Origin of the sequence: Proteus vulgaris, assembly GCF_011045815.1 — a bacterium.
Classification (GTDB): Bacteria; Pseudomonadota; Gammaproteobacteria; order Enterobacterales; family Enterobacteriaceae; genus Proteus; species Proteus vulgaris_B.
Genome location: NZ_CP047344.1, coordinates 3,109,290 through 3,133,503 on the forward strand (window position 1 = coordinate 3,109,290; position 24,214 = coordinate 3,133,503).

The 24,214-nt window shown below is 35.8% G+C and carries 17 protein-coding genes and 3 pseudogenes; 17 read left to right on the forward strand and 3 right to left on the reverse strand.

Translation table 11 applies throughout. The annotated features are described in order from the left end of the window. Positions 1–13: 13 nt before the first annotated feature. The 7 genes and pseudogenes from tssF to GTH24_RS14615 all read left to right on the forward strand — a co-directional run bounded on the left by tssF (position 14) and on the right by GTH24_RS14615 (position 7,068). Positions 14–1,784 (forward strand): annotated as a pseudogene (gene tssF, locus GTH24_RS14585) (type VI secretion system baseplate subunit TssF). Continuing rightward, on the forward strand, positions 1,748–2,845 hold the full coding sequence (gene tssG / locus GTH24_RS14590; protein WP_072070787.1) for a type VI secretion system baseplate subunit TssG: 1,098 nt from the start codon (positions 1,748–1,750) through the stop codon (positions 2,843–2,845). Before tssF ends, tssG begins: the two are co-directional and overlap by 37 nt. Beyond that, on the forward strand, positions 2,820–3,383 hold the full coding sequence (gene tssJ, locus GTH24_RS14595; RefSeq protein WP_082151846.1) for a type VI secretion system lipoprotein TssJ: 564 nt from the start codon (positions 2,820–2,822) through the stop codon (positions 3,381–3,383). Before tssG ends, tssJ begins: the two co-directional genes overlap by 26 nt. Before the next feature lie 2 nt (positions 3,384–3,385). Then, positions 3,386–3,814, forward strand: coding sequence for a type VI secretion system baseplate subunit TssE (tssE, locus tag GTH24_RS14600; RefSeq protein WP_072070789.1), 429 nt, complete (start codon positions 3,386–3,388; stop codon positions 3,812–3,814). A 90-nt stretch (positions 3,815–3,904) separates the two neighbouring features. Beyond that, complete coding sequence (locus GTH24_RS14605) at positions 3,905–5,281, forward strand: VasL domain-containing protein (RefSeq protein WP_164526576.1); 1,377 nt, start codon at positions 3,905–3,907, stop codon at positions 5,279–5,281. A 69-nt stretch (positions 5,282–5,350) separates the two neighbouring features. Continuing rightward, a complete protein-coding gene (locus GTH24_RS14610; RefSeq protein WP_164526577.1) occupies positions 5,351–5,929 on the forward strand; it encodes a hypothetical protein in 579 nt (192 codons plus the stop codon). A gap of 401 nt (positions 5,930–6,330) precedes the next feature. Continuing rightward, a complete protein-coding gene (locus GTH24_RS14615) occupies positions 6,331–7,068 on the forward strand; it encodes an ankyrin repeat domain-containing protein (RefSeq protein WP_176694736.1) in 738 nt (245 codons plus the stop codon). Positions 7,069–7,217: 149 nt separating this feature from the next. On the opposite strand, the gene GTH24_RS14620 is transcribed toward GTH24_RS14615, so the two are convergent. Together GTH24_RS14620 and GTH24_RS14625 are read right to left on the reverse strand one after the other, a co-directional pair. Next, positions 7,218–7,511 (reverse strand): helix-turn-helix domain-containing protein, encoded by a 294-nt coding sequence (locus tag GTH24_RS14620; protein ID WP_072070791.1) that lies wholly within the window; start codon positions 7,509–7,511, stop codon positions 7,218–7,220. Positions 7,512–7,962: 451 nt separating this feature from the next. Next, a complete protein-coding gene (locus tag GTH24_RS14625; protein WP_164526578.1) occupies positions 7,963–8,490 on the reverse strand; it encodes a hypothetical protein in 528 nt (175 codons plus the stop codon). Positions 8,491–9,026: 536 nt separating this feature from the next. Between GTH24_RS14625 and GTH24_RS14630 the strand changes: the two genes are divergently transcribed. Beyond that, the gene (locus tag GTH24_RS14630) at positions 9,027–10,181 is read left to right on the forward strand and encodes a type I restriction endonuclease (protein ID WP_072070793.1); all 1,155 of its coding nucleotides are present in this window, start codon (positions 9,027–9,029) and stop codon (positions 10,179–10,181) included. A 43-nt stretch (positions 10,182–10,224) separates the two neighbouring features. Here GTH24_RS14630 and GTH24_RS14635 read toward each other — a convergent pair whose 3' ends face one another. Next, positions 10,225–11,640, reverse strand: coding sequence for an NAD(P)/FAD-dependent oxidoreductase (locus GTH24_RS14635; RefSeq protein ID WP_115350733.1), 1,416 nt, complete (start codon positions 11,638–11,640; stop codon positions 10,225–10,227). 419 nt (positions 11,641–12,059) lie between these two features. On the opposite strand from GTH24_RS14635, the gene GTH24_RS22330 reads away from it, so the two are divergent. From GTH24_RS22330 to GTH24_RS14675, 9 genes and pseudogenes are all read left to right on the forward strand, one after another. Next, the gene (locus GTH24_RS22330) at positions 12,060–12,188 is read left to right on the forward strand and encodes a hypothetical protein (RefSeq protein WP_255297206.1); all 129 of its coding nucleotides are present in this window, start codon (positions 12,060–12,062) and stop codon (positions 12,186–12,188) included. 427 nt (positions 12,189–12,615) lie between these two features. Further along, on the forward strand, positions 12,616–13,134 hold the full coding sequence (locus GTH24_RS14640) for an Hcp family type VI secretion system effector (RefSeq protein ID WP_036939804.1): 519 nt from the start codon (positions 12,616–12,618) through the stop codon (positions 13,132–13,134). Between the two features lie 101 nt (positions 13,135–13,235). Beyond that, positions 13,236–15,356 (forward strand): type VI secretion system Vgr family protein, encoded by a 2,121-nt coding sequence (locus GTH24_RS14645; protein WP_164526930.1) that lies wholly within the window; start codon positions 13,236–13,238, stop codon positions 15,354–15,356. A 9-nt stretch (positions 15,357–15,365) separates the two neighbouring features. Next, positions 15,366–16,370 (forward strand): DUF2169 family type VI secretion system accessory protein, encoded by a 1,005-nt coding sequence (locus tag GTH24_RS14650; RefSeq protein WP_072070796.1) that lies wholly within the window; start codon positions 15,366–15,368, stop codon positions 16,368–16,370. Between the two features lie 14 nt (positions 16,371–16,384). After that, entirely contained in the window at positions 16,385–20,911 is a 4,527-nt protein-coding gene (locus GTH24_RS14655) for a DUF6531 domain-containing protein (protein ID WP_164526579.1), read from the forward strand. Continuing rightward, entirely contained in the window at positions 20,911–21,606 is a 696-nt protein-coding gene (locus tag GTH24_RS14660; RefSeq protein WP_115350738.1) for a hypothetical protein, read from the forward strand. Before GTH24_RS14655 ends, GTH24_RS14660 begins: the two co-directional genes overlap by 1 nt. Before the next feature lie 262 nt (positions 21,607–21,868). Next, positions 21,869–22,054, forward strand: a pseudogene (locus GTH24_RS22490) (RHS repeat-associated core domain-containing protein); the annotation flags it as partial. Positions 22,055–22,450: 396 nt separating this feature from the next. Then, on the forward strand, positions 22,451–23,158 hold the full coding sequence (locus tag GTH24_RS14670; protein WP_164526580.1) for a barstar family protein: 708 nt from the start codon (positions 22,451–22,453) through the stop codon (positions 23,156–23,158). Between the two features lie 232 nt (positions 23,159–23,390). Further along, positions 23,391–23,873: pseudogene (locus GTH24_RS14675) on the forward strand (RHS repeat-associated core domain-containing protein); the annotation flags it as partial. Between the last annotated feature and the right edge of the window lie 341 nt (positions 23,874–24,214).

Here is a 24,214-nt window from a genome sequence, read left to right on the forward strand (position 1 = left end):
AGGTATCAACTTAATGGATGATTTAACCCTTCGCTATTTTGATGCGGAAATGCGCTATCTTAAAGAAGCTGCAAAAGAGTTTGCACAAGCACATCCTGATAGAGCTGCAATGCTCGATTTAGATAAAGCAGGTACACCCGATCCTTTTGTTGAACGCTTATTTGAAGGCTTTGCTTTTTCAATGGGGCAATTAAGACAAAAAATTGATGATGATTTACCTGAATTAACAGAAGGCCTTGTTAGTTTATTGTGGCCTCATTATTTACAAACAATTCCTTCATTATCAATCATTGAATTAACACCAGATATTCAAAAAATGAAAATGACAGATAAAATATCGGCTCAATTTGAGGTACTTTCTCGTCCTGTTGGTCCGAAAAAAACAATTTGTCACTATCGAACAACGCAAGATTTAACACTTAATCCAATAAGAATAAAAGCCGTTAATTTAACAACCGAGCCAGATGGACGTTCAGTTATTCGGTTGAAATTTACATGTAGTGAAATGATTAACTGGTCTGAAGTTAACCTTCATAAGCTTTCGTTTTATTTATCGGGTGATATTCCAACAACTAATGCACTGCATTTAGCATTTAGCATTAACCAAACAAGTCTCAAAAACCTATTTAAAACTCCCTCAATCAAAAGACAGAATAGCTGTGCCTCTCTATTTTTCACCGGGAGGATTTAAGGAGACGGACACTCTTTGGCCCAAAGGTGATACCACATTTAGTGGCTATCAATTGCTGTTGGAATATTTTTCTTTTCGTGAAAAGTTTATGTTTGTGTCACTTAATGGATTAGGTGATATCCATTTTCCTGAAGAAACATCAAAATTTGAGTTAGATATTGTTCTAAATACTTTATGGGATAACTCACTCACATTAAGTGATGAAAATATCCGTTTACATTGTGTTCCTGTCATTAACCTTTTCAATATAGAAGCCGACCCCCTCACTGTTAATGGATTAGAAAGTGAATATTTATTACGCCCACGTCGTATTCAAGATGGGCATACTGAAATTTATAGTGTTGATAGCGTACATGGTTCTCAACGGACAAATGAATCTATTTATGTGCCATTTACTAGCTTTCGTCATCGTGGTGGCATGTTACGCCATAATGCCCCTGAACGTTATTACCATACGCGAGTTAAACGTGGTGTAGCGGGACTTCATGATACTTGGCTTATTTTAGGTGGTGAAAAACAAAATCTTGATTTGGCTACCAAAACAGAAACACTTTCATTACAACTCACTGGAACTAATGGGCAATTACCTCGTAAAGCACTACAAAGCACATTGCTTGATAGAACAGAACAAACCTTACAAATTCCATTAACTGTACGTAATTTATGTAAACCCACTTTACCACTTTATCCACCTTCAGAAGATCGCTTTCATTGGCGAGTGCTCAGCCACCTTGGTTCAAGTTTTCTTAATATGATGGACAATGCCGAAGTGCTTCGGGGTACGCTCGCACTCTATGACTGGCGAGATGATGATATGAATCATCGAAAACTCGATGCCATTATTCATGTTGAACATCATTTAATTGAGCGTTTTGAGAAAGGCTTTTTACAACGAGGCATTGATATTGAAGTGACATTAGACAGTAATGGTTTTAATGGTGAAGGGGATATGCATTTATTTGGTGAAATGCTTAATCGCTTTTTTGCACTTTATGCCGATGTTCATCTGTTTAATCAATTAACACTGATTATCTTACCAACAGGAAAACGTATTCAATGGAAAGAGATCCACAATCCACAGCTACCCCGTTAATTGAAGCTTTAGGCGAAAAATTACCTTATATAAATTTCTATCGCTTTTGCCAATTACTTGAAAAATCTAATGCTAAGTTCTATGAACTAGGACGTTCTCACGATCCTAAAGACGACCCTATTCGTTTTCGTCCTCATCGCGGTATGGGTTTTCCAGTGACTGAAATCAAAGGAATTGACTCCCTTGATAGATACCGTAAAAGTACAGTACCAAGCTTACGTACTACCTTTCTGGGGCTTTATGGTATTACCTCACCGCTTCCTACTTCTTATCTCGATGATATTGCACAATATCGAGATGGCACAGATCCACTAACTGATTTTTTAGATATTTTTAACCATCGACTGACTACACAATTTTATCGAATTTGGCGTAAATATTCTTATCCTGCGACTTTCGATGAAGGAGGCTGTGATAATACATCACAATACCTCTATGGTTTAATTGGTTTAGGTATTCCAGGTTGTGCTAATCAGGTGCAATCCCCCCTATCTCGCTTTTTAGCGCTATTAGGAATATTACGCCTACCTACACGTACAGCGGAAGGAATTAGTGCATTAGTAAAATTATTAGCGCCATCAACAAAGGTCAATATTATTCCTCATGATCCACGAAGAATAGCACTAGAGGCTCCCACTGCAATGTCGTGTTTATCTCCTATTACATTAGAAAATAAACCCGTTTTAGGCAGTTATGCGATAGACGTAAATAGCCAGGTATTAATAAAGTTACATACTGAAAATAAAAATGAAGCAAAAGGCTGGCTACCTGATGGTAGTATTTATCAAGATTTTATGGCATTGCTTCGTGTTTATTTAGGTTCACGCGTTAATGCACGGTTGCGTTTAACACTACCAAGAGATTTATTACCTGATGCAACACTGAGCACCTCTAAAAGCCAAGGTGTGCAACTGGGTAGAACAGCAGTAATGCGACCTCATAACATTATTGAAAAACCGCCAATTAACTCTTTTATCACCATCGGCCTTGGTTTTTATCAATATCTAACACTCCGCACTCAACATTATAAAAGTGATGAATATGGCAATTATCAATTCTAAACCACAAATATTTCTCCCCCATACTTACCGACTAGCGCTATTACTTATTGGTGTTTTTGCTCTTGCCGGATGTGGTCTAACACAAACTATTAGCGATGGTACTGTCTCTCTAACTAAATCTATTTTCTATAAGCAAATTAAAGTACTGCATTTAGATTTTACTGCACGAGAAGCACTTAATACTGACGATAACGGTTCTTCGCTTTCCGTCATTGTTAGAGTATTCCAACTAAAATCTGCTGACACCTTTAATGATAGTGATTATCTATCACTGTTTAATCAAAATAACGATATTTTAAAATCTTCATTGCTAGCACAAAAAGACTTACGTATTCGTCCTGGAGAATCTATTTCTTTAGATATGCCAATGGAAAAAGAAACAGAATTTGTTGCAATAGCGGTAATGTTTCACACACCTGATGAAACTAAAAATAACTGGCGAATTGTTATTCCTAAAAATGAGCTCGATCCAGATAAAGCACGAAAAATTGAGCTTGCTGAAAATACACTGACATTACAACCTTTGGATAAAAAATAACGATGCCACAACCCTCTCTTTATGAAATGCTAACGGGGTATTTTTCTGGCGGATTGCCAGTTGATACCATCTCCGAAGAAAACCAAGTTATTCTGTCTGTTATGGATAATATTCGTCGAATATTAAACTCACGAGCAGGAACATTAAAACATTTGCCTGATTATGGCTTACCTGATATGAGCAAACTTATTCAAGGATTACCAGGAAGCTCACATAAAGTAATGGCAATATTATCAAAAACATTACTCAAATATGAACCTAGAATAAAATCAGTAACACTAGGTATATTACCTGAGAATGAATTTGGAAAATTATGTTATTCTTTAGATATTGAATTACATGAAAGAGGACTTATACGTTATGGTACAGAGTTTTCTCCTGATGGACGAATATTTCTCCATCATTTAAAAAAACAATTTAACTTATCATAAACGTATTTCTATTCATTTTATTCTTAGCCTATTTTTCTTTGTTTTACTTTATTTTATAACATTTAGACCTTAAATTAACTTGAGGCTTCTATGAACTCTTATTTAGACTCACTTCCTATTGGAGGTGATCCTCGTGTATTTAATCAATTTCTTAATATTAAAGAAGAACTTGATAAACGTTTTCATCCAGCACGCCCTGATATTAACTGGCAATATGTCCATGAATTGTGTGTTTCTTTATTTAATCAAAATGGGGTTGATCTTCAAACAGTTGCTTGGTTTGTTTTGTCTCGGCAGCACCAGTCTGGATTAGATGGTTTAAATGAAGGCCTTTATCTAACCCATAAGATATTAACTCAACATTGGCAAACAGTATGGCCTGTACAAACACATACTCGTGTTAATATTCTTTCTGTATTAAACCAACAATTAATTTCAGGTATTCGAGGAACAACATTTGTTTATACCGACTTACCTGTTCTTTATCAAATTGAAGAATTATTAAAAAACATTAATCATCACCTTCAAACATTAGAAATTAAACATCTTGTCCAGTTTGATTACTTACAAAATTTAATTATCACCCAAGCGAGACAACTAGAAAATGCAGATACATTAGATAATAATTTTTATTCTCCTGATTTATCGCCTGTTATTAATGCAGAGGAAAACAATCAATCTCAAAGTACTAAATCAGTATTATCACCCCTCCCTCATTTAACTAAAAATACCATACCACCTAAAACCTACATCTCCCCATCGATTGCATTACAGACGTCAGCAAAAAAAAACAACCACCGAGAATTATGGAAAGGTATTTTAATTGGTACATTAACCAGTAGTTTATTTTTTATTATCTTATTTTATTTTTGGTTATCTGAATTAAAAAGTAACAATCTAGCAGATGCTTTTCCTTATATTCCAACCATTAATGCACATGCAGGCTCTCTTATTGAACAACAACCTGCAAGTGGCAGAAATATAACACAGACACTCAATTCAGAGCAGATTAATGTGATACAACAGCGTTTAAATGAGCTCGCATTACTTTCTCCCACATGGGCCCAGAGTTATGGGCTTGAAGTTATCAGTTATTTGAATGAGCAATATCAAGATAATCCAGAACTTTTATCATTTACACAGCTTTGGAAAAATAATCTAAAAATAAATGCCACTACAGATGAACAACTCAATCAATGGTCTAAAGGTATAACCGAACTGGATGAATTAAGTAAAAAATTAGATAGCTTCGATGGTAATCCTAAAAACTATATTACAGGCTCTGAATTAAAATCTATTATTTTTAAAGCTCGCCAGCATTTCAATCAAGCTAAACCTTTAGAAGAAGAGTTACGCTTACTTGAAAAAAAACCAACACCAAATTCAATTCCAGACTATGAGTATCAACAAATAGACAATCATTTTAAACAACTATTAAATCGATATTCGTTATTACAGTCTAAATAAGGAAACAATATGCATGTTATAAGGAATTTAATACTTATTGTCATTGTTAGTTTATTAAATGGCTGCATTATGGGTTCACCTTATGGCGGACTTATCTTTGTTGGCCCAATAGATTTAATTAAAATAACCTTAGAATCCAAAGATGAAAGAAAAATTCCATCTCAAAATACTCAATCAAACCCTGTTATTTATTATAATAATAAGCCAAGAACAGTAACGGTTGCAGATATCACATTAAATCAAGAAGATATATTCTCATCTAAAAATAATATTGGCTCAATAGACTTTATATTTCCTGATGAAGATGAATATAAGATTATATTAGAGCTTAATTATCAAAATGACAAATATCAGGTACTAGAATCGAAAATAAATTTATTTATGAACAATAGAGAAAATAAATTACCATTAATTGATTATAGTAAAAGAGATATTCGCTATCCTGATTATAAATTATCCTATGTTGATCTTTATATTTTTAGCAAAAAAAACACTTTTAAACTAAAAATAACCCTTATTAACTCTCAATCAGAAACAAACCACAGCCAAAATGAAGACATAATAATTGAAAACGAAAACTCAATATTGAAATCAAAAATAATAATAGATGAAAAAGATTATAAAATTGACAAAGCCACCTATTATTAATTTAAGAATTAATAATATCATAATCACACTGTTTTTTATAATGATAGCAATATCCATTAAAAAGTAACGAGTTATTACAAAACAGTCTTTAAATTAAAAATAAAAAAAGGAAAAAATAATAGAATTACGCTATTAAACGATAAATGTATGACATAATAAAACCATCATATAAAGATAAAAAAAGAATAACTCTCAATATATTCAAAAAAACAAGTAAAATCACGTATATTTAATCAATACAATAAGAAATCAATTAATAAGATTTATCTTCATTACAAATACGTATTAACAAAGCTCACCTTACTTACATTTTGTTTCAAATCACAACACTAATAAATATTAATTTTTAATAAACTAATTGCAATCAGTTTTGTTAATTATTTATATTTTAAGGTGTTTAAATGAATATGAAAATGTTTGTTATTTCATTAGCATTAGTTTCTTTTAGTGCACAAGCATTGATTATTAATGAAAATAACCCACCAGAATATCAATCTTTTAAATCAAATTATTCTGATATGGTTGAATTAGCTAATAAATCACGGTTACCACATCGGGTATTTTATACTTCGCCAAGTACAGGTAGAAATGCGCTATGGTTTGATGCTGTTAAACACGGTGATTTAAATGAAGTAAAAAAGATGCTTGCCAATGGTCAAGATATTGAAGCAAAAGATACAGGAAGCTTAAACCAAACAGCACTAGGCTGGGCTGCATTTATTGGTGATGAAGAAATGGTGGATTATCTTATTTCTCAAGGTGCTAACCTTTGGGCTACAGATAAAGGAGATGTCTATAATGTCTTTAAATCTGCCGTATTAGGCAATAATGTTAATGTCGTTAAAAAAATTCACGCCTTAATGAGAAGTGATATTGAGATCAATAATCAAAGAGTAGAAAGTGATGGTGAAACCTTTATTATGATTGCTGCAAGCAATAATCGCATTGATACGGTTAAATATCTTCTTTCTAAAGGTGCTGATGTTAACCTTGTCACAACAACACAGGATAAGTCATTATTTTCTTACGATCAAAGTGCATTGAGCTATGCTTGCCAGAATGATCTTAAAGATATGCAGAGGCTACTGATTAAAAACGGCGCTATTAATCATAGAACAAGTACAACGTCCTGCCATTAAATACATAAATGCCATCTCATTATAAGATGGCATTTATATTATTATTTATAAAATGTTAAGAAGTATAAATTTAATAAAAAAAACCAAAAATACAGTTTTATATATTCATCTTAATTTTATATCAATAAAAATATGATAATACTATTTCTCTAAACTACTTTTTTCTTTCTAAATATTACGATCTCACTAGGTTGAGTTATCGATTCTCTATCTTCAAAAATCATAAAATCTGTTTTTTTAGCCTCTAAAATAAGGCTTTGAGGTGTAACACCTAGTATAAAAGAAATAGTAATTAATTGATCTACCGTTATTTTTAAATGCCCACCTTCTAATTGAGAATAATGTAATATGCTTATTCCCAACCTTTCAGACATTTCATTCTCTGTTATTTTCAATTGTCTTCTTATCATTTTTATTCTATTTCCAACTTTGGTGTTAATCATCCCATTGTTCTCCTTCTTTTATTAGATGATCATATCGACAAAACACCGAATTACAGTTTAAAAACGATCAAATCATAAACTGAAAATACTTAACCATTTGTTATTGAACACTCGTAACATTACTTACTTTCACGAACTCTGTTAATAAGGTTATTCCGATATTTTAACTTTAAAATAATTTACATTTCTATATGTTATTTTAAAATAAATCAAATTTAGATTAATACTATAGTATTAAACACTTAATACAGAGTAACCTAAAGAAAGGCACAATAGTTGTGATTGAAGCTATCTGCTATTTTATTATTAAACAATAATTAATTTATATAATATACAAGCGAGAGATATAAGATTAGTAATTTAACTAACGAAAGAAACTTAGAAAGATTTAAAATATTACACTAGCTTATTTTATTTAATAGGCGATTCTAAAATAAAATCGCCTACAATGTTATTTTTTATTTAATTCAACTTCATTTTCATATAAACGTATTTTTACAAGTTCACCTTCTGTATCTTTAAATACCAAACGTAATTTAACTGCTGTTTTACTTGGGATATTGACATCTTCTTGAATACCATCTAAATAAGCAACAAAGTCGTCAGCATCTATCGCATAAATATTTTTTTTCTCACTTAAGTTAGTTAAGCGAATGAGAGAGTCAGAATTATTTTTAACCGCAAGCGTAACTAGGTAGCTGTTTTCACCTGTAGATCCTACTGAAAGTGATCTGATCGTCGTATACTTATTTAAGTTTTCTTTATCATAAATGATGATAGCACCATCAATACTACTACCTGATTTACGGCCTTCATCAACACCATCTTTCAAGCCAGATAAAGCGTCTTTACTCATAGTCGTAATACTGGAGGTTAATCCTTTTACACCATCTTTAATCATGCTTGTATCTTGTGATTCAGTCGCAAACACACTGGAAGAAACCAACAACACCATGCTAGCTAAGAGCGTTTTTTTCATTATTTTATCCTTTACCAAATAAAGTTGAGATCAAAGTTCTCGAAAGCAAATGAATCAATATATATCCTAATTAATCATTAAAAAACACAAGTTTTATCCTAATATTAATATAATGCTGAATAAAAAAATTAGTTTTATTCTATTTAAAAAGATAAATAATATTTATAGTCTTATATAGATTATAAAAAATATATTATGAAAATAAAAAAACACTATTATTATTTAGTCTAAATCAAAATTATATATTGTGTTTATTATTTTTAAACTACCATACACATTATTAAAAACTAAAAAAATATCTATATATATCAACAAATTAAAATTCGCAATAAAACTTCCCTTCTGATTTACTGTAAATGTGAGCACATCGCTATTGATCTTTTCAATTATAGATTAAAATTTTTAAAGTAAATGTTAATAGGGCATATTTTGAATATATTTACACACATTATTTACACACATATAGTAATGAAAGCCGTTGATGTGTTTAGTTTTATGTTTGGAAATTTAGTCATTAATTATTAAGGGTGAGGGTAATGGAAAGTTTTAAATTGAAGCTAAAAAATCACATGGATCATGTTAAGAATGTAGGACAACACTGCTCAACAGAAGAAACGACTAAACAAGCACTAATATTGCCATTCTTAGATATCCTTGGTTTTAATCCTTATGATCCTCAAAAAGTTAAAGCAGAATATGGTGCTGATTTTCCAGGAGTTAAAGCGAATGAGCGAGTTGACTATGCCTTATTCTGCCAAGATGTTCCCGTCATGTTTATTGAAGCAAAAGGATATTCAGAAAAACTTGATAACCATTGTCCTCAGTTGTCACGATATTTTAACTCTACACCAGAAGTGACAATATCAGCGATAACTAATGGACTTGAATGGCGCTTTTTTACTGATTTAAAACAAAAAAATGTAATGGACCCAACCCCTTTCTTAAGAATAAGAATGGATGAAGTAAGTGATTCAGATGCCAGTCAATTATTTAGATTTAGACATGATAAATTTAAACCTGAAGCACTAAGAACCTTAGCTGAAGAAAGTGTTTATTTATCGGCTTTTACAAAAACAATTAGCTCAAGTTTACGAGATGTAGATAATGAATTTGTAAGATATGTTGCTAGCCGCTCTAATGTTGAAAGACAATTAAATCAAAGATTCATAGACTCCATAACACCATTGGTAAAGCAAGCAGTCGAACGCTCTGTTAGTGCGATGGTTGTATCTGGGTTATCCAATAAAGCAATGACTTTTGATGATCCAACTGAAGTTAAAGAAGATAATATTGCCAATATTAAAACGACTGAAATTGTAGATATCATCGATCCAAACAACCCTAATATTATTACAACAAAAAATGAATTAATGTTATTTGAAAAAATAAAACTGATTATTGGTAATGATGATATTCAGTATAAAGATACCGAATCATATTTTGGTATATTATATCAAGGCAAAACAAATAGATGGATTGTTAGGTTTTATGATAAAAACAATCCTTATATTATAGTTCCAATTGAAATTACTAATATTTTAGAAAATGAAATATCTAGAGCTGGATTGTCATTGGTTAATAATAGAATAAATATTAATGAGCCAGAAGATATATTAAGAATAACAGGAATTATTTTAGATTCATTTGAATATGTAAAAAATGATGATAATTTTAGAAAAAAAACCAGCTAATATAAGCCCTCTATAATGAGGGCTTTCTTTTATTTCTATTTAATTAAAATCTGTAAAGACTAAATGGTTTTGGATCTAAAACAGGTTTTTTACCAAGTAATAAATCAGCCGTTAATTCTGCTGATACAGGGCTTTCTGTCATACCCCAACCTGTTGCTGTATTAATCACTAAACCAGGGTATTCTTTAACTTCTGAGATAATTGGGTTCTCATCTGGTGCGATAGCCATTGCACCACTCCATTGATCAATTAATTTCGATTCTTTAAAGGCTGGGAATTCTGCTTTTAATTTTTCTAATGATGCATTTAGCTCAGGTAAATCCGGCAGTGCTGTCATATTTCTAAATTGCTCAAACGGAGAAACTTCATCTAAGTTCCAATGCGTTGATTGCATAAATGAATTGATTAATTGTTCATTTAAAGAAATATGCACTGGGAAATCAGGCAGTGCTAATAATGGCAAATATTTATAACCATAAGTGAAAGATTCTTTCACTACTGGTGCCACAATAACACGAGGAGAAGTTGCATAAGTACCATCAGCTTGCTCACGGAAGAAAATACCGCCCGGTAAAGCGACGTTACCACCCGGTGCCGTTGGTGAACCACTAATTAACTGTTGAGACTGATATGCAGGTAATGTTGGAACATCAACATTAAGATTTTGCATAAATAGACGAGACCAAACACCACCAGCAACAACAACTTGAGAAGTTTTGATTGCACCTTTCTCTGTTACAACGTCAGAAATCACACCTGCTTGTGTTTCTAAGCCACGAGCAGCACATTGGGTGTAAATTCGGACACCCATTTTTTTGGCGTATTCTGCCATAACGAATGTTGCCACTTCAGGATCGAAACTTCCTGAATCTTCTTCAAATCCTGCAATTTTCCAATCGGTTGTCGCACCACGAAGACGCTGTTTTAATTCAGCGCCTTCAATAATTTTGGTTTTAAATGGAATATCTGAACCTACATTCTTGCTTCTTTCATCAATCCATTTTCTTACGTTTACTAAATCTTCTTCATCAAGAGGAACTTCTACACGGCCTTGTGTACGATAAGTCGTGTCAACACCGACTTTCGCATTCATTTCACGCCAGCGATGCTTGCCTAAATGGTGTAATAAGAATGTTTCATCAGGCATTTTATAGCTAATTGCTTGACCGTAGAATCGTGAAGATTGCTCACCGGCGATATTGCCTTTTTCTACAATCACAACAGATAAACCACGTTCTACAAGATTAATGGCGGTCATAATACCGAGAATACCCGCACCAATAACAACAACATCAGCTTGTTTTGGTAAAGCCCCTTCCGTACCTTCAACAAAACCATGTCTTGGTGTACCCGGAACAAAGCGCCCTTCGCGAGTTAACATTGGTGTTAAAATACCCGCACCAGCCGCTACAGCTACGACTGTTCCACCAATGATAAATTTTCTTCTAGATATCGCCATTTTACTCGTTCCTTTTACTCAATGAATTATTAGCATTAAAACAATAACGTTATCTTATTTCATTTGTAAACTATTAGTAAAGTATTTGTAAACTTTTTCATCTGTTTTTTTCTTGAAAATCCGTACTATTTAATTTACTTATACAAAGAAGGGGATTAATTATCATTTTGTTTTTTATCGATTATTTAAGTCATTCAAGTAAAATCAGAGCATACTCAACTAGTTATTTTCTTGGTTTTTTCATCAAAATATAAAATTTTCCACTACTAAAGCTCTATAAGCCGCCTATTAAACATCACGTTATTACACATTCAAATTACAAATAAATAAGCTGGGTTAAATAAATTGATTAACAAATAATCCACAAAATAACTAATGTTAATGAGATGATAAGTTGAATATATAAAAAGGAGATAATGATGAGAAATATAACAATAGGCTGGTTATTTGATAGTGATTCAGAAGAAAATAAAGAGGTAGCTGAAATGAGCATAGTTAAGATTGTATTTATCTCTTTGTATAACCAAATTTTAAGTGTTCATTTTTAAATCAATAACAAAATTAGTCTTCCTTTGATTACCTTTATAAAATAAGCTTATTTTTTTCCTTATAAATCAACACCGTTACAATTTGAAACAAAATACACATTTTGTTACATATTAAAAATCTATGTACATTAGAACAGACTGGCTTTAGCGAGATTTCGGACATTTGCGAAAGTGAATCATATAGGTAAATACACTTATCGTAAGAAACGAAAGTAGTAAATATTGTGTGAACAATTATTTTACGCGAAGTCACTTATCCTACGAGGATACAGCGCCCTTTCTCCCCGCCCCTTCCTTTACTTCCTTTTAAAATTACTTAAGCTACTCTTATCAAATCGCGGTGCGCACTGGCTGATTTTTATCGAAAGGACTTCAACAAAATGATTTTGTTGAAAAACGATTATTCACTGTAAATTAAGGATTTGCCATGCCAACTCCATGCTATATCTCTATCGAAGGGAAAACTCAAGGTAACATCACTGCGGGCGCATTTACTGCGGAATCCGTCGGAAATATTTATGTTCAAGGCCACGAAGATGAAATGCTGGTGCAAGCATTCTCTCACGTAGTGACAGTGCCGACTGATCCACAATCCGGTCAGCCTTCTGGTCAACGCGCCCATAAACCTTTCCGTTTTACCGTTGCGTTAAACAAAGCGGTTCCTCTGCTGTATAACGCCTTAGCGTCGGGCGAAATGCTGCCAAAAACCACGTTAAAATGGTATCGCACTTCGGTTGAAGGGAAACAAGAGCATTTCTTCACCACCACATTAACCGATGCGACTATCGTCAACATCGATTGCCAAATGCCTCACTGCCAAGATCCGGCAAAATCTGACTTTACACAACTGATCGAAGTGTCTCTTTCTTATCGCAAAATTGATTGGGAACACACGGTTGCAGGCACGTCTGGCTCTGACGACTGGCGCGCTCCTCTCGAAGGTTAATCCTTTTTTTCACCTGCACACGTTGGTGTGTGGGTGTTTCTTTGCGTTTTCTTAATGGACAAAACAAGCGGTAGCTTGCTCAGTGGATATTGGAGCGAATGATGTTTGCAAAAGATAAAAAAAATAATTCAACCTCTCAACTTGGTGGATTAAAGAAGAAAGCGCTCAATAAAGCGCAAGAATTAGCGATTTCTAAAGCAACCTCAGCCCTTTCGGCCTCCACTCAGCAAGCCCTCGCCACAGCAAAAACCGCACAACAAGGGCTTTTGCAAGCCACATCAATGGCCTCTCAAACCTCAGCGCTTATTCCTGGCGGTGGTTTTACGGGAGGAGTAAAAAGCGACGATGTACCAGGGCTCACCTTCTCTGAAGGATTAGCGAAAAATAAAGCGTATGCACAACTGTTAGATTCGCTATTAGGCACCGTATCGCCTTCGGGTTTGGTCTTCACCTGCCAAATTGCTGGCTTACCGGAAAGCACTTTTCAAGTCACTGAATTTAATTTAAACGAAGGGTTATCACGTTTATTTTCGCTATCCATTAGCGCGGTCACTACCTTGCCTTTTATCGATTTTCAGTCGCTGTTAGGTGTCGCGTCCTCGTTAACCGTTAAACGTAACGGTAAAGAAGTCCGCACCGTGCGCGGAATATTAGCGGGTGCTGTGCAAGGTAATACTGACGGTGTAAAAACGTGGTATCACTTTGATATTCGCCCTGAAATGTGGGTGATGACCCTTAATCAAGACAGCCGTATTTTTCAGCATAAAAAAGTACCTGAGATTTTAAAAATGCTGTTAGAAGAAGCACATATCAAAGCAGACAGCAAATTCTATCGTGATGATTTACACCAAAAACGTCCTTATACCACGCAAAAACGGGAATCTGCCTATGCGTTTTGGTGTCGTTTAGCCTTTGAAGAAGGCATTAACTTTTGGTTTGAAGAGAACCAACTGTTTTATAGCGATGAACATATGGGGATGACGGCGGGCATTCACCTAACTTATAACCCACAAGCGGAAAGCGATATTACCGATAGCACGGCAACCACATGGCAATACGGCGAATATCTCTGTGTCGATGAAACCATTCAAAAAGACAATAACTTTATCCGCCCTTCTTACCCATTAGCCCATCAAGCCAAATTAGAGAAAGGCGGTCAGCATAGCGTGTTCGAAAGCTATGGACGCTTTCAAGAAGATGCTCAAGCAGCCCCACTCACTGCCATTCGTTTTGAACAACTGCGCAACGGCAGTCGAGTGGGACGCGCCAGCACCAACTGCTTCGCCTTAATGCCGGGTAAAATTTTCTCGTTAAGCAACCACCCTAGTTTAATGATGAATGATAACTGGCAAGTTATTCAAGTTTCGCATCATGGCGTGCAACCCTTGGCAGATAACAGCGGAGGCGAAGGGACTCAACTGTCTAATAGCGTCGAATTTATTCCCGGCACACAAGAGTGGCGTCCCCCACATCATTACAAACCCACTGCTGATGGCGATGAAGTTGCCACTGTGGTTGGCCCTCCCGGTGAAGAAATTTACGTCAACGAAGTGGGTGCCGTAAAAGTCTATTTTCATTGGGATCGCTATGGTAAGCCCGATCACAGTGCCTCGTGTTGGGTGCGCGTGGCGATGGGTTGGAATGGCAATGGTTATGGTTTTTCTGCCGTACCGCGTATCGGGCAAGAGGTGATTGTCTCTTATCTTAATGGCGATATTGATAGACCGATTATCACCGGTTGCACCTATAACGGGCGTAACGCACCACCGCTAAAATTCCCTGAAAATATGACTCGCACCACAATCAAAACCAAAACCCATAAGGGTGACGGCTTTAATGAACTGCGTTTTGAAGATGCCGGTGGCAAGCAGGAGATTTTTATTCATGCGCAGAAGGATATGAATACGGTGGTACTCAACAATCGCACCACGCATGTACTCAATAACCATGCAGAGATCATCGATAAAAATCAAGAAATAGTGGTGAAAGGTAATCGCACTGAAACCATCAATGAAAATAACACCGAAACCGTCGGTCAACATAAAAAAATCAGTGTGGGTAATACGTTAGCGATTGATGCAGGGGATGCCCTTGAACTGCGTTGCGGTGCCAGCGTGTTAAGAATGGATAGCGCCGGCCATATCACTATTAATGGTACAGAATTTAGTTTTGAAGCCTCAGGTCCAGTGCAGATCTCGGGCAAAGATGTCGATATCAACTAGGAGTTTGGGATGCTAGCACACGTTATTAACCAGACTCCTTTTCCTCATTTTTCCTTTGAAAAATTAGGGTATAAAGATGAGCATTGGCAAACTATTACAGTAAAAGTTACTTGTGATTTTGATCCTCTCACGGGTCTATGTGACATTGCTGATGAGCAAAAACCGCTCATTATGGCGGATATTTACCGAACAACATCAGAAAATAGCAGCTTATTGCACGAAACAGATCTTGTGTCTTATAAACCCAATGCTGAAATTTATCTTGTGGGTACTGCTCGAACATTAGATGAAACACCTTTGGCTCAGTGGGAAACCGAACTTTCGATAGGCCAACTACACAAAAAATTGACCCTCAGTGGCCCTCGTTATTGGGAACATCACCATGATTGGCAATTAAGCTCTCCACAACCTATTTCTGCCTTACCACTTATTTATGAGAATACTTATGGTGGCAAGAATAGCCTTCAAGAAGCTTATGAGAAAAACCCTGTTGGTTTAGGTTGGTATGAGAGTCGCTCTCTTGATAAAGCGCTTCAATACCCGGCTCCTCAAATTCACTCTCCCTTTTCAGAACAGGCATTCCACCTTAATAAACCGTGGGAGGTTGCAGGCTATGGGCAATATAGTCGTTGGTGGCAACAACGCTCCCAATTTGCGGGTACCTATAAAGACAAATGGCTCAATCAAATAAAACCTTATTATCCTGATGATTTTAAGTCTGATTTCTTTATGAGTACGCCAGCAGATCAGCATCAACAAGGTTTTTTTGTGGGTAATGAAACACTCTCATTACGTGGTTTCTTTGCACAAACGCCTCGTGTAGATCTTGTTTTGCCTAATATTGGTTTTGTCGCCATTCCTCATTTATCTCATTCAAAAGCGCCCTATGAGTTATTAGCGCTAGACACAATATGTGTGTCACTTGATGAACAAAAGTTATACCTCACATGGCGTTATCGCCAATTGATCTCGACGATGGAAAGCACACTGCAACTTCAGGCTTATAAGTTGTAATAAGGATATTACTCATGACAAAAAAAATCGTCGGGAATAAAAATGCCGATTACTGCGTTATCGCCACAGGCCCTGATGTTTGCCAAGTGGGCAATGCTGTTGTTCCCTTTGATAGTTTTCAACAACTCAGTGCAGAAGAAACCTATGTTTCCACGGTACGCGTGAATGGCGTACCGACATTAACAGTAGGCAGTGTGATTAAAGGAACACAGGGAAATACGGGGTCTGGCATTATTTCGGGCACCAGTTTAGGGCGTGGGAACTGCGTTATTACTAGTGGCTCGCCAACAGTGCGCTTTTGTGGACAATCGGCGGCTTTTCATGGCTCTGATGTCATGATGAACAACAATAATGTACCAGGTCGCCTCTATTCTGAAAAAAAAGCCCTGCAAAAAGCCAATGAAGCCACGGAAATTTCTGCTGAAGCACCACCAGAAAAAAAACGTCCAGACCAGATGACCTATCGAGAACTGAAGCACTTGATAGACGATACAGACCGTGAAGCAGAATTAATCGGAGGAAAAAACTTACCAGATACCACCATAGGTGCAGGAAAAGGGTTTTTAAATGGTTTAATTGGTTTGGTTGAAACCGTTGCCAAAGCCAATGCCGTCAGTGCGTCCTATCAAATAGGATCTCAAGCCTATGGCCCTGCAACAGGGTTTATGTCAGAAGAAGGGAAACAGCAATACGCTGAAACAATGACATCACTTGCTCATGAAATGCGTAAAGAGGAAAACTTACCCCAATTTGAACGCCTTAAGTACGACAACCAAGCACAAGGATCAGGTGCCTTAATAGAAGAAGTGGGTGAATACGTTTTTCTCACCAAAGCGGCGGCGACCTTATTGCAAAATGGCATTAAAGCATTACCTCGACTCATTAGAAAAGATCCACCGCCGCCGAAAGAAGTCACGGTAATAACAAAACCGCAAGGCGAAAACAGTGCCAATATAAAACCCAATAAATCCTGCAACAATAAAGCAGTCTGTGAATCCGATCCTGTGAACGTTGCCACAGGCGATTTTATTCAAGTTTGGGATGTGTTATCCCTTTCAGGGCTTTTGCCCCTTTCATTACAACGAACCTATCGTTCAACAGGCACCGCATCTGGCCTATTTGGCCCCAAATGGACAGATAACTGGTCGGTATTCTTAGAAATTCAATCAGAGAATATTATTTATCACAATGAGGAAGGGGCACAAATCACCTATTCTTATACGGATAATCACCTCAATATCCGTAATACTTATTATCCCCATGTTCTACTCTCTGGTGATACAGAAGCTAATATTAGTTTATTCGATAATCGCACCCAGTTGACGCATCATTTCAACCATATCGAGGGATCTCATCGACGCCTATCTGCTATTACAGATAATAATCATCAACGCATTGATTTTATTTACAACGAGCAACATCAATTAATTTCTGTGTCGCGTAATGGTATTACTGCGCTTTACTTGGATTACCATTCTCATCAATTAAGTCATATTACCTTAGCCAATAACGTTATCTCTCAGCCATTAGTCACTTGTCAGTATGATAAACAAGGTTATTTAAATGAATGTAATGCTTATCAACAAAATCACTTATGGCATGAATACACGGCCGAAGGGTTTATGTCTCGTTGGCATGATACAGACCAAACAGATTATTACCTTGAATATGACAAATATGGCAGAGCGATAAAAAACAGCTCACCCTCCGGTTACTGGTGTGGTGGTTTTATTTATGATGATGTTCATAAGATGACCACTTATTTCAACAATGAAGGTGAGCAAGCTTACTATTATTATAATGATGCAGGCCTCGTTACACATGCAATTGATGCATTAGGGCGTGAAACCAAAACACAGTGGCATAATAATCAAAAAATAAGTGAAACCAATGCATTAGGGCAAACGACTTCTTATCTCTATCATTATGATGGCAATATTGCACAAATTACCTTTCCTGATGAGCGATCCATTGAGTATCAATATAATACTCAAGGTCAGTTGATAGAATATGTCTCCCCCTTTGGTGATAAATGGCAACTGACCTACGATAACAAAGGTAATTTAACCACAGTTACCGATCCGCAAGGTCGCCAACAAGCCTATGAATACAGCCAACATGGCGAACTGCTTAAAGCTATTCAACCGAATGGCGCACAGTGGCAGTATGAATATAACCAAGCAAATCAATTAATAAAAAGCACCAACCCTTATCAACATAGCTCGGAATACCAAAGTGATGAGTTAGGTCGCTTACTGCAAGTCACCAATGCGCTAAACCACACCACTCGCTATCAATACAGCAAAGAGCATGATGGTATTAACGGCAGTCTCAGCGATATTTTACTGCCTGATGATATTCATCAACATATTGAATATGACAGCGAACGTCGTGTTGTTGCTGTCACCGATGGCGAAGGTAAAACCACGCGCTATCGCTATGGTCCCTTTGATTTATTACTCGCCACAATACGCCCTGATGGCATGGAAATTTGCTTTGAATATGACTCACTCACGCGACTGAAAAAAGTCATCAACGCCACTGGCGATGTTTATTCCTATGAGCGTGATAAAGCGGGTCAAATCATTCGTGAAGTGGATTTTGCAGGACGTGAAATTCAATACCGTTACGACCGCCTAGGGCGGCGTATTGCAACTCGTTATCCTGATAATCATGAGCTACGTTATCATTATGATGATAACGGCTTAATCACCGCACAAAGTATTTGGCTTGCCAATGATATTGAGCATAAGTGCCTTTCTACCACCACTTATCAATACAATGAACGCTTGCAGCTTATTCAAGCAACTAATCCTGATTCGGTGGTGGAATTTGAATACAACGACCAAGGGCATTTATGTTGTGAACGGATAAACGGACAAGAGATACAGCATCAATGGGATGAAAAGCACGATATCCTCACCCAAACCCGCTTTGGTGAGCGTGAACTTAATTATGCCTTTGGTCAACTTCATGAACTGACGTCACTGCAAGTCAATCAACATGCGCCATTACAGTTTAGTTATAACGCGCTGGGACAAGAGTTTTTACGCCAAAGCCAAGCCGGTTTTGCCAATTCGAGCCATTACACCGCCACCGGGTTATTAGCCCATCAACGTGCAGGACAGGGAACGGAGTCCTTTTTACAATCATTACACGATAATCCGCTTCAACCGCCAATATCAACCGATGTTCACCGAGGTTATCAATACGATAAAGCCTTTAATCTGGTCAATATCGATGATGCTCGCTGGAACCGTACACAATATCGCTATAACACCAACGACCAAATTGTTGAAACGCAATACAGCAACCAGTTTGAACGCCAAAGTGAGAAGTTTCAGTACGATAACAACCTGAACATCACGGAACACCAGTATATTCCATCGGATGCACACGGTGCCTTTTTACAACTGGCACAACAGCAACAAAAAGGGCGAGTCACACGCCGTATCACCGCCAAAGGTTATCAAGATTATCACTACGACATTAATGGTCGATTAACCCAAAAAGTCGTTCATCAACATGGTTTTCGGGCAAAAACGTGGTATTACCAATGGAATACGCTGAACCAACTTATCGCCTGTTTTAATCCTGAGGGTGAATGTTGGCGTTATATCTATGATGCTTTTGGGCGACGACTCAGTAAGCACAAAGTGGTCGATAATCGCCCTGCGCCATCGTTAAACTCGCCCTTTAAAGATAAACGCATTCAACGTGTCGATTACCTGTGGTCGGGCAACCAGATGGTGCAAGAGACGCCAATTTATGCCGATGGTACACCCGCTTATGACGCTCAAATTCAGTGGCTCTATCAACCCAATGAAATTACCCCAACAGCTCGTTATCAATGCGGAAAATTGCATTATGTGGTCACTGACCATCAAGGCACCCCACGCGAAATCTTTAGTGAAAAAGGGATTGTCAGCTGGGCGGGACGGTTAAATACCTGGGGACAAATGGCGTTTTGGCAGTCTCATGAGGATCATGCCGATAACGACCCCGAATATACCGAATGCCATTTTCGTTTTGCGGGGCAATATGAAGATAAAGAAAGTGGCTTGTATTACAATCGCTTTCGCTACTATGATAAGGACACAGGGCAATATATTTCACCAGACCCAATAGGATTATTAGGTGGCTTTAATCCGTATGGGTATGTGCATTGTCCAACGGGATGGGTAGATCCGTTTGGGTTAGCGGGTGAGAATTGTGATAAGCTAGTTGCTACTCTTAAAAATACACCAAAGAAAGATCCCCCTAAACCTAATGAACTTCAAGCTTTAAATAATGCTATCAATGATATTTTTAATGGTAAAGGGATCCCTCGCGTTGATCCTAAAACAGGGAAACAAAAAATTTTCGGCGGAATGCTAGAAAATGGGCAAAAAGTAGATAAATGGAAAGGAGGTCTCGAATGGGAAGTGATCCCTGGTAATAATAGATTAAGGTTAGTAACAAAAGATTTAGGTGATGGTAAAATTATGGTTGGGTTTGGTTATCCTCACTGGGCGAGAATTTTTGATGTGGTAATAAAATAATGAATAATTTATACTATTTGTATGATGATATAGGAAATACTATTTTTACTAGTAATGATTTTATCGAATGCCATGATTTCTCAGATATTGGTTATACATATTTATTCTTATTCACTGAGGTATCAATTAAAAATAAAAATCACTTATATGATAAAACGACATTTACTTTAAAAAGTAAATTATTTAATGAAAGACTAGATATTTCATTTTCAATAAAAAAAGTAATTTCATACAATAAAATATTGTACTTATACATAGACAATTTAAGTTCTGGCATATATAAAATAGGAACAATGTCTTTTTTAAAGTCTAGAGAAAATGATATTGGAAGAGTTTGGTTAGATATGAAAGGTGATAAGAAAAAAATATATCTTTCTGCTAGTTACCTCATAAGTGGAGATAATCATCCTGTAAAAAAAGATAATATAATTATAGAAGGTAAATATATAAATGATTATTATTCTTTTTACTGTGAACTAGGGTACTCTTTTATTGGTCAATTTGGTTACATAGGTGATAACCTCTATGCACTTGAGGATTATCTTTCTCAACAAAAAAAAGTAAATGTAATATGGAGAGATAGCGAATTATCATTAAAAAATATTGATAATACTATGCCTGATGGATATATAGATAGATCCGCATATGACTTAGTTTCAATTCTACAAGAGTATTGTAATTTAACACTCGAATAATAAACCTATAAAAACAATATTTCATAATAGCTCCAAATAACACGACTTGGAGTTATTTTAACTAATATTTATTAGTCTAAATAATTTACATTTACACATATTAAATTCTGACTAAAATATAAATAGAATTATCAAGAATAAATAAATTTATAAGTATTTTCATTAAAATATATCTTGTAGCTCTATCCATTGCCTTTGGTCTGACAACCAAATGATGTAAGAAACGTCAATTTATACTGATAACAACTCTGAATATACCGAATGTCATTTTCGTTTTGCGGGGCAATATGAAGATAAAGAAAGTGGCTTGTATTACAATCGCTTTCGCTACTATGATAAGGACACAGGGCAATATATTTCACCAGACCCAATAGGATTATTAGGTGGCTTTAATCCGTATGGGTATGTGCATTGTCCAACGGGATGGGTAGATCCGTTTGGGTTGGCGGGTGAAGATTGTGATAAGCTAGTTGCTACTCTTAAAAAACCACCTGTAGGGGGACTGAAACCTCATCAAGAAAAAGCACTTCCACACGGGGTGAATGACGTTTTAAATGGAAAAGGGATCCCTCGTATTGATCCTAAAACAGAACAACAGACAATTTTTACTGGTGCAGGAAAGATTGCCCAGAAAAAATGGGCCGGTTCAAAAGAATGGGCAGTATATGAAGGAAATAATGATTTCAGAATCTTAACAAAAGATTTAGGAAATGGGAAAATCCAAATTAGATTTACTCCTGACCACTACCATAGAATATTTGCTGTAATTATAAAAGAATAGACATTCAAAGCAATTAATACAGCTACTTAAAAAATACCGTTATAAATATGATAAGGTAAAATTATGTATTTTATTTTTGATGAAAAAGAAAAGCTATTACTTTCTTGTGATGATTACATTGAGTGCCATGATTTTTCAAATTCCGAATCTAAATATCTATTCGCACTGACTGGGGTATCAACTGATAAAGTTGATACTATTTTATCCAAAGGTAAAATGTATGCTTTAAAAGGAAAAATAAAAGAATTTAATAAAGAATTTGATTTTTTCTTTATCGTTTCAGATGTTATAAAATTTAATAACACATGGTATATTTATGCTAATATTCTGTTAGATATGTATAAGGTAGGTGCTATATCATTATTAAGATCTCAAAATAACAATAATAAAGAAAGAATCTGGCTAGACATGATAAAAGAATCAAAAAAAATATATATATCGGCAAGTTATTTAATTAATGGGGTTAAAAAGGAATGTAATAAAGAGACTATAGTTATTGAAGGAAAATACATTCATGACTATTACGCATTTTATTGCGAATTTGGATATGCTTTCTTTGGTAAATTTGGCTATATGGGAAATAATCTTGATGCTTTCAATGATTGTTTAATCGAGATTGGACGAAAAGGTAAAACCATTAATGTAATATGGAAGGATAGTGAACTCTCTTTTAAAGCTATCGCAAATACAACTCCAGAAGATTTATATAAAACAATTTACCATGATATGGTCATGACTATTGAAGAACATTGTAATTTAATTCTTGAATGAAAATACCACATTAATATCAAAAAAATAGCTCATGCCAGTGCTAGCAGATTGGCATGATTTTATTTTAATGAATTAGCTCTTTTTTATACAATTCTAACTTACCCCCATTTGAAATTTAATCTAATTTAGTCATTCTTGTTAAAGAATATTATTTCATTCTATATTAGGTTTTCAATACTCCTCTATTTCATCTTTAAACTATTCCTTTAAAGATAAACGCATTCAGCGTATCGATTACCTGTGGTCGGGCGACCAGATGGTGCAAGAAACCCCGATTTATGCTGATGGTACACTGGCTTATGACGCTCAAATTCAGTGGCTCTATCAACCCAATGAAATCACTCCCACAGCCCGTTATCAACGTGGAAAACTGCATTATGTCGTCACTGACCACCAAGGCACACCACGCGAAATCTTTAGCGAAAAAGGCATTGTTAGCTGGGCTGGACGGTTAAATACCTGGGGACAAATGGCGTTTTGGCAATCTCATGAAGATCATGCCGATAACGACCCCGAATATACCGAATGCCATTTTCATTTTGCGGGGAAATATGAAGATAAAGAAAGTGGCTTGTATTACAATCGCTTTCGCTACTATGATAAGGACACAGGGCAATATATTTCACCAGACCCAATAGGATTATTAGGTGGCTTTAATCCGTATGGGTATGTGCATTGTCCGACTGGGTGGGTAGATCCGTTTGGGTTGGAAGGATGTCCCATCATTGAGTCAGGTAAGTTTGATTATTTCTTTGGTAGAGTTAATTCTAATCCCCACAATAAGGCTCGGTCTGAACAAATGGCTATGGTGATGAAACAATTAGGGGTACCTGATAACCCCGCAGGGCATAAAATATTATCGGATCATTTAGTCCAATCAGCTAACACACCATCTAATATTGCCAATCAATTTACCAAAACGGTTAAAGGTGAAACTTTAACTTTTGTAACCAAAGATTCTCTTTTTGCTGGACCTAGCGGAAAATTTGCTCATTTTGAGTCAACTTGGGAAGTTTCAGTTGATGGAACCTTAAGATTAACAACAATGATACCTAA

Excerpts from the sequence above, each read along its gene's own strand:
- tssG (WP_072070787.1), top strand. The coding sequence starts at position 1,748 with ATGGAAAGAGATCCACAATCCACAGCTACCCCGTTAATTGAAGCTTTA.
- tssJ (WP_082151846.1), top strand. The coding sequence starts at position 2,820 with ATGAATATGGCAATTATCAATTCTAAACCACAAATATTTCTCCCCCAT.
- tssE (WP_072070789.1), top strand. The coding sequence starts at position 3,386 with ATGCCACAACCCTCTCTTTATGAAATGCTAACGGGGTATTTTTCTGGC.
- GTH24_RS14605 (WP_164526576.1), top strand. The coding sequence starts at position 3,905 with ATGAACTCTTATTTAGACTCACTTCCTATTGGAGGTGATCCTCGTGTA.
- GTH24_RS14610 (WP_164526577.1), top strand. The coding sequence starts at position 5,351 with ATGGGTTCACCTTATGGCGGACTTATCTTTGTTGGCCCAATAGATTTA.
- GTH24_RS14615 (WP_176694736.1), top strand. The coding sequence starts at position 6,331 with ATGAATATGAAAATGTTTGTTATTTCATTAGCATTAGTTTCTTTTAGT.
- GTH24_RS14620 (WP_072070791.1), bottom strand. The coding sequence starts at position 7,511 with ATGATTAACACCAAAGTTGGAAATAGAATAAAAATGATAAGAAGACAA.
- GTH24_RS14625 (WP_164526578.1), bottom strand. The coding sequence starts at position 8,490 with ATGAAAAAAACGCTCTTAGCTAGCATGGTGTTGTTGGTTTCTTCCAGT.
- GTH24_RS14630 (WP_072070793.1), top strand. The coding sequence starts at position 9,027 with ATGGAAAGTTTTAAATTGAAGCTAAAAAATCACATGGATCATGTTAAG.
- GTH24_RS14635 (WP_115350733.1), bottom strand. The coding sequence starts at position 11,640 with ATGGCGATATCTAGAAGAAAATTTATCATTGGTGGAACAGTCGTAGCT.
- GTH24_RS22330 (WP_255297206.1), top strand. The coding sequence starts at position 12,060 with ATGAGAAATATAACAATAGGCTGGTTATTTGATAGTGATTCAGAAGAA.
- GTH24_RS14640 (WP_036939804.1), top strand. The coding sequence starts at position 12,616 with ATGCCAACTCCATGCTATATCTCTATCGAAGGGAAAACTCAAGGTAAC.
- GTH24_RS14645 (WP_164526930.1), top strand. The coding sequence starts at position 13,236 with ATGTTTGCAAAAGATAAAAAAAATAATTCAACCTCTCAACTTGGTGGA.
- GTH24_RS14650 (WP_072070796.1), top strand. The coding sequence starts at position 15,366 with ATGCTAGCACACGTTATTAACCAGACTCCTTTTCCTCATTTTTCCTTT.
- GTH24_RS14655 (WP_164526579.1), top strand. The coding sequence starts at position 16,385 with ATGACAAAAAAAATCGTCGGGAATAAAAATGCCGATTACTGCGTTATC.
- GTH24_RS14660 (WP_115350738.1), top strand. The coding sequence starts at position 20,911 with ATGAATAATTTATACTATTTGTATGATGATATAGGAAATACTATTTTT.
- GTH24_RS14670 (WP_164526580.1), top strand. The coding sequence starts at position 22,451 with ATGTATTTTATTTTTGATGAAAAAGAAAAGCTATTACTTTCTTGTGAT.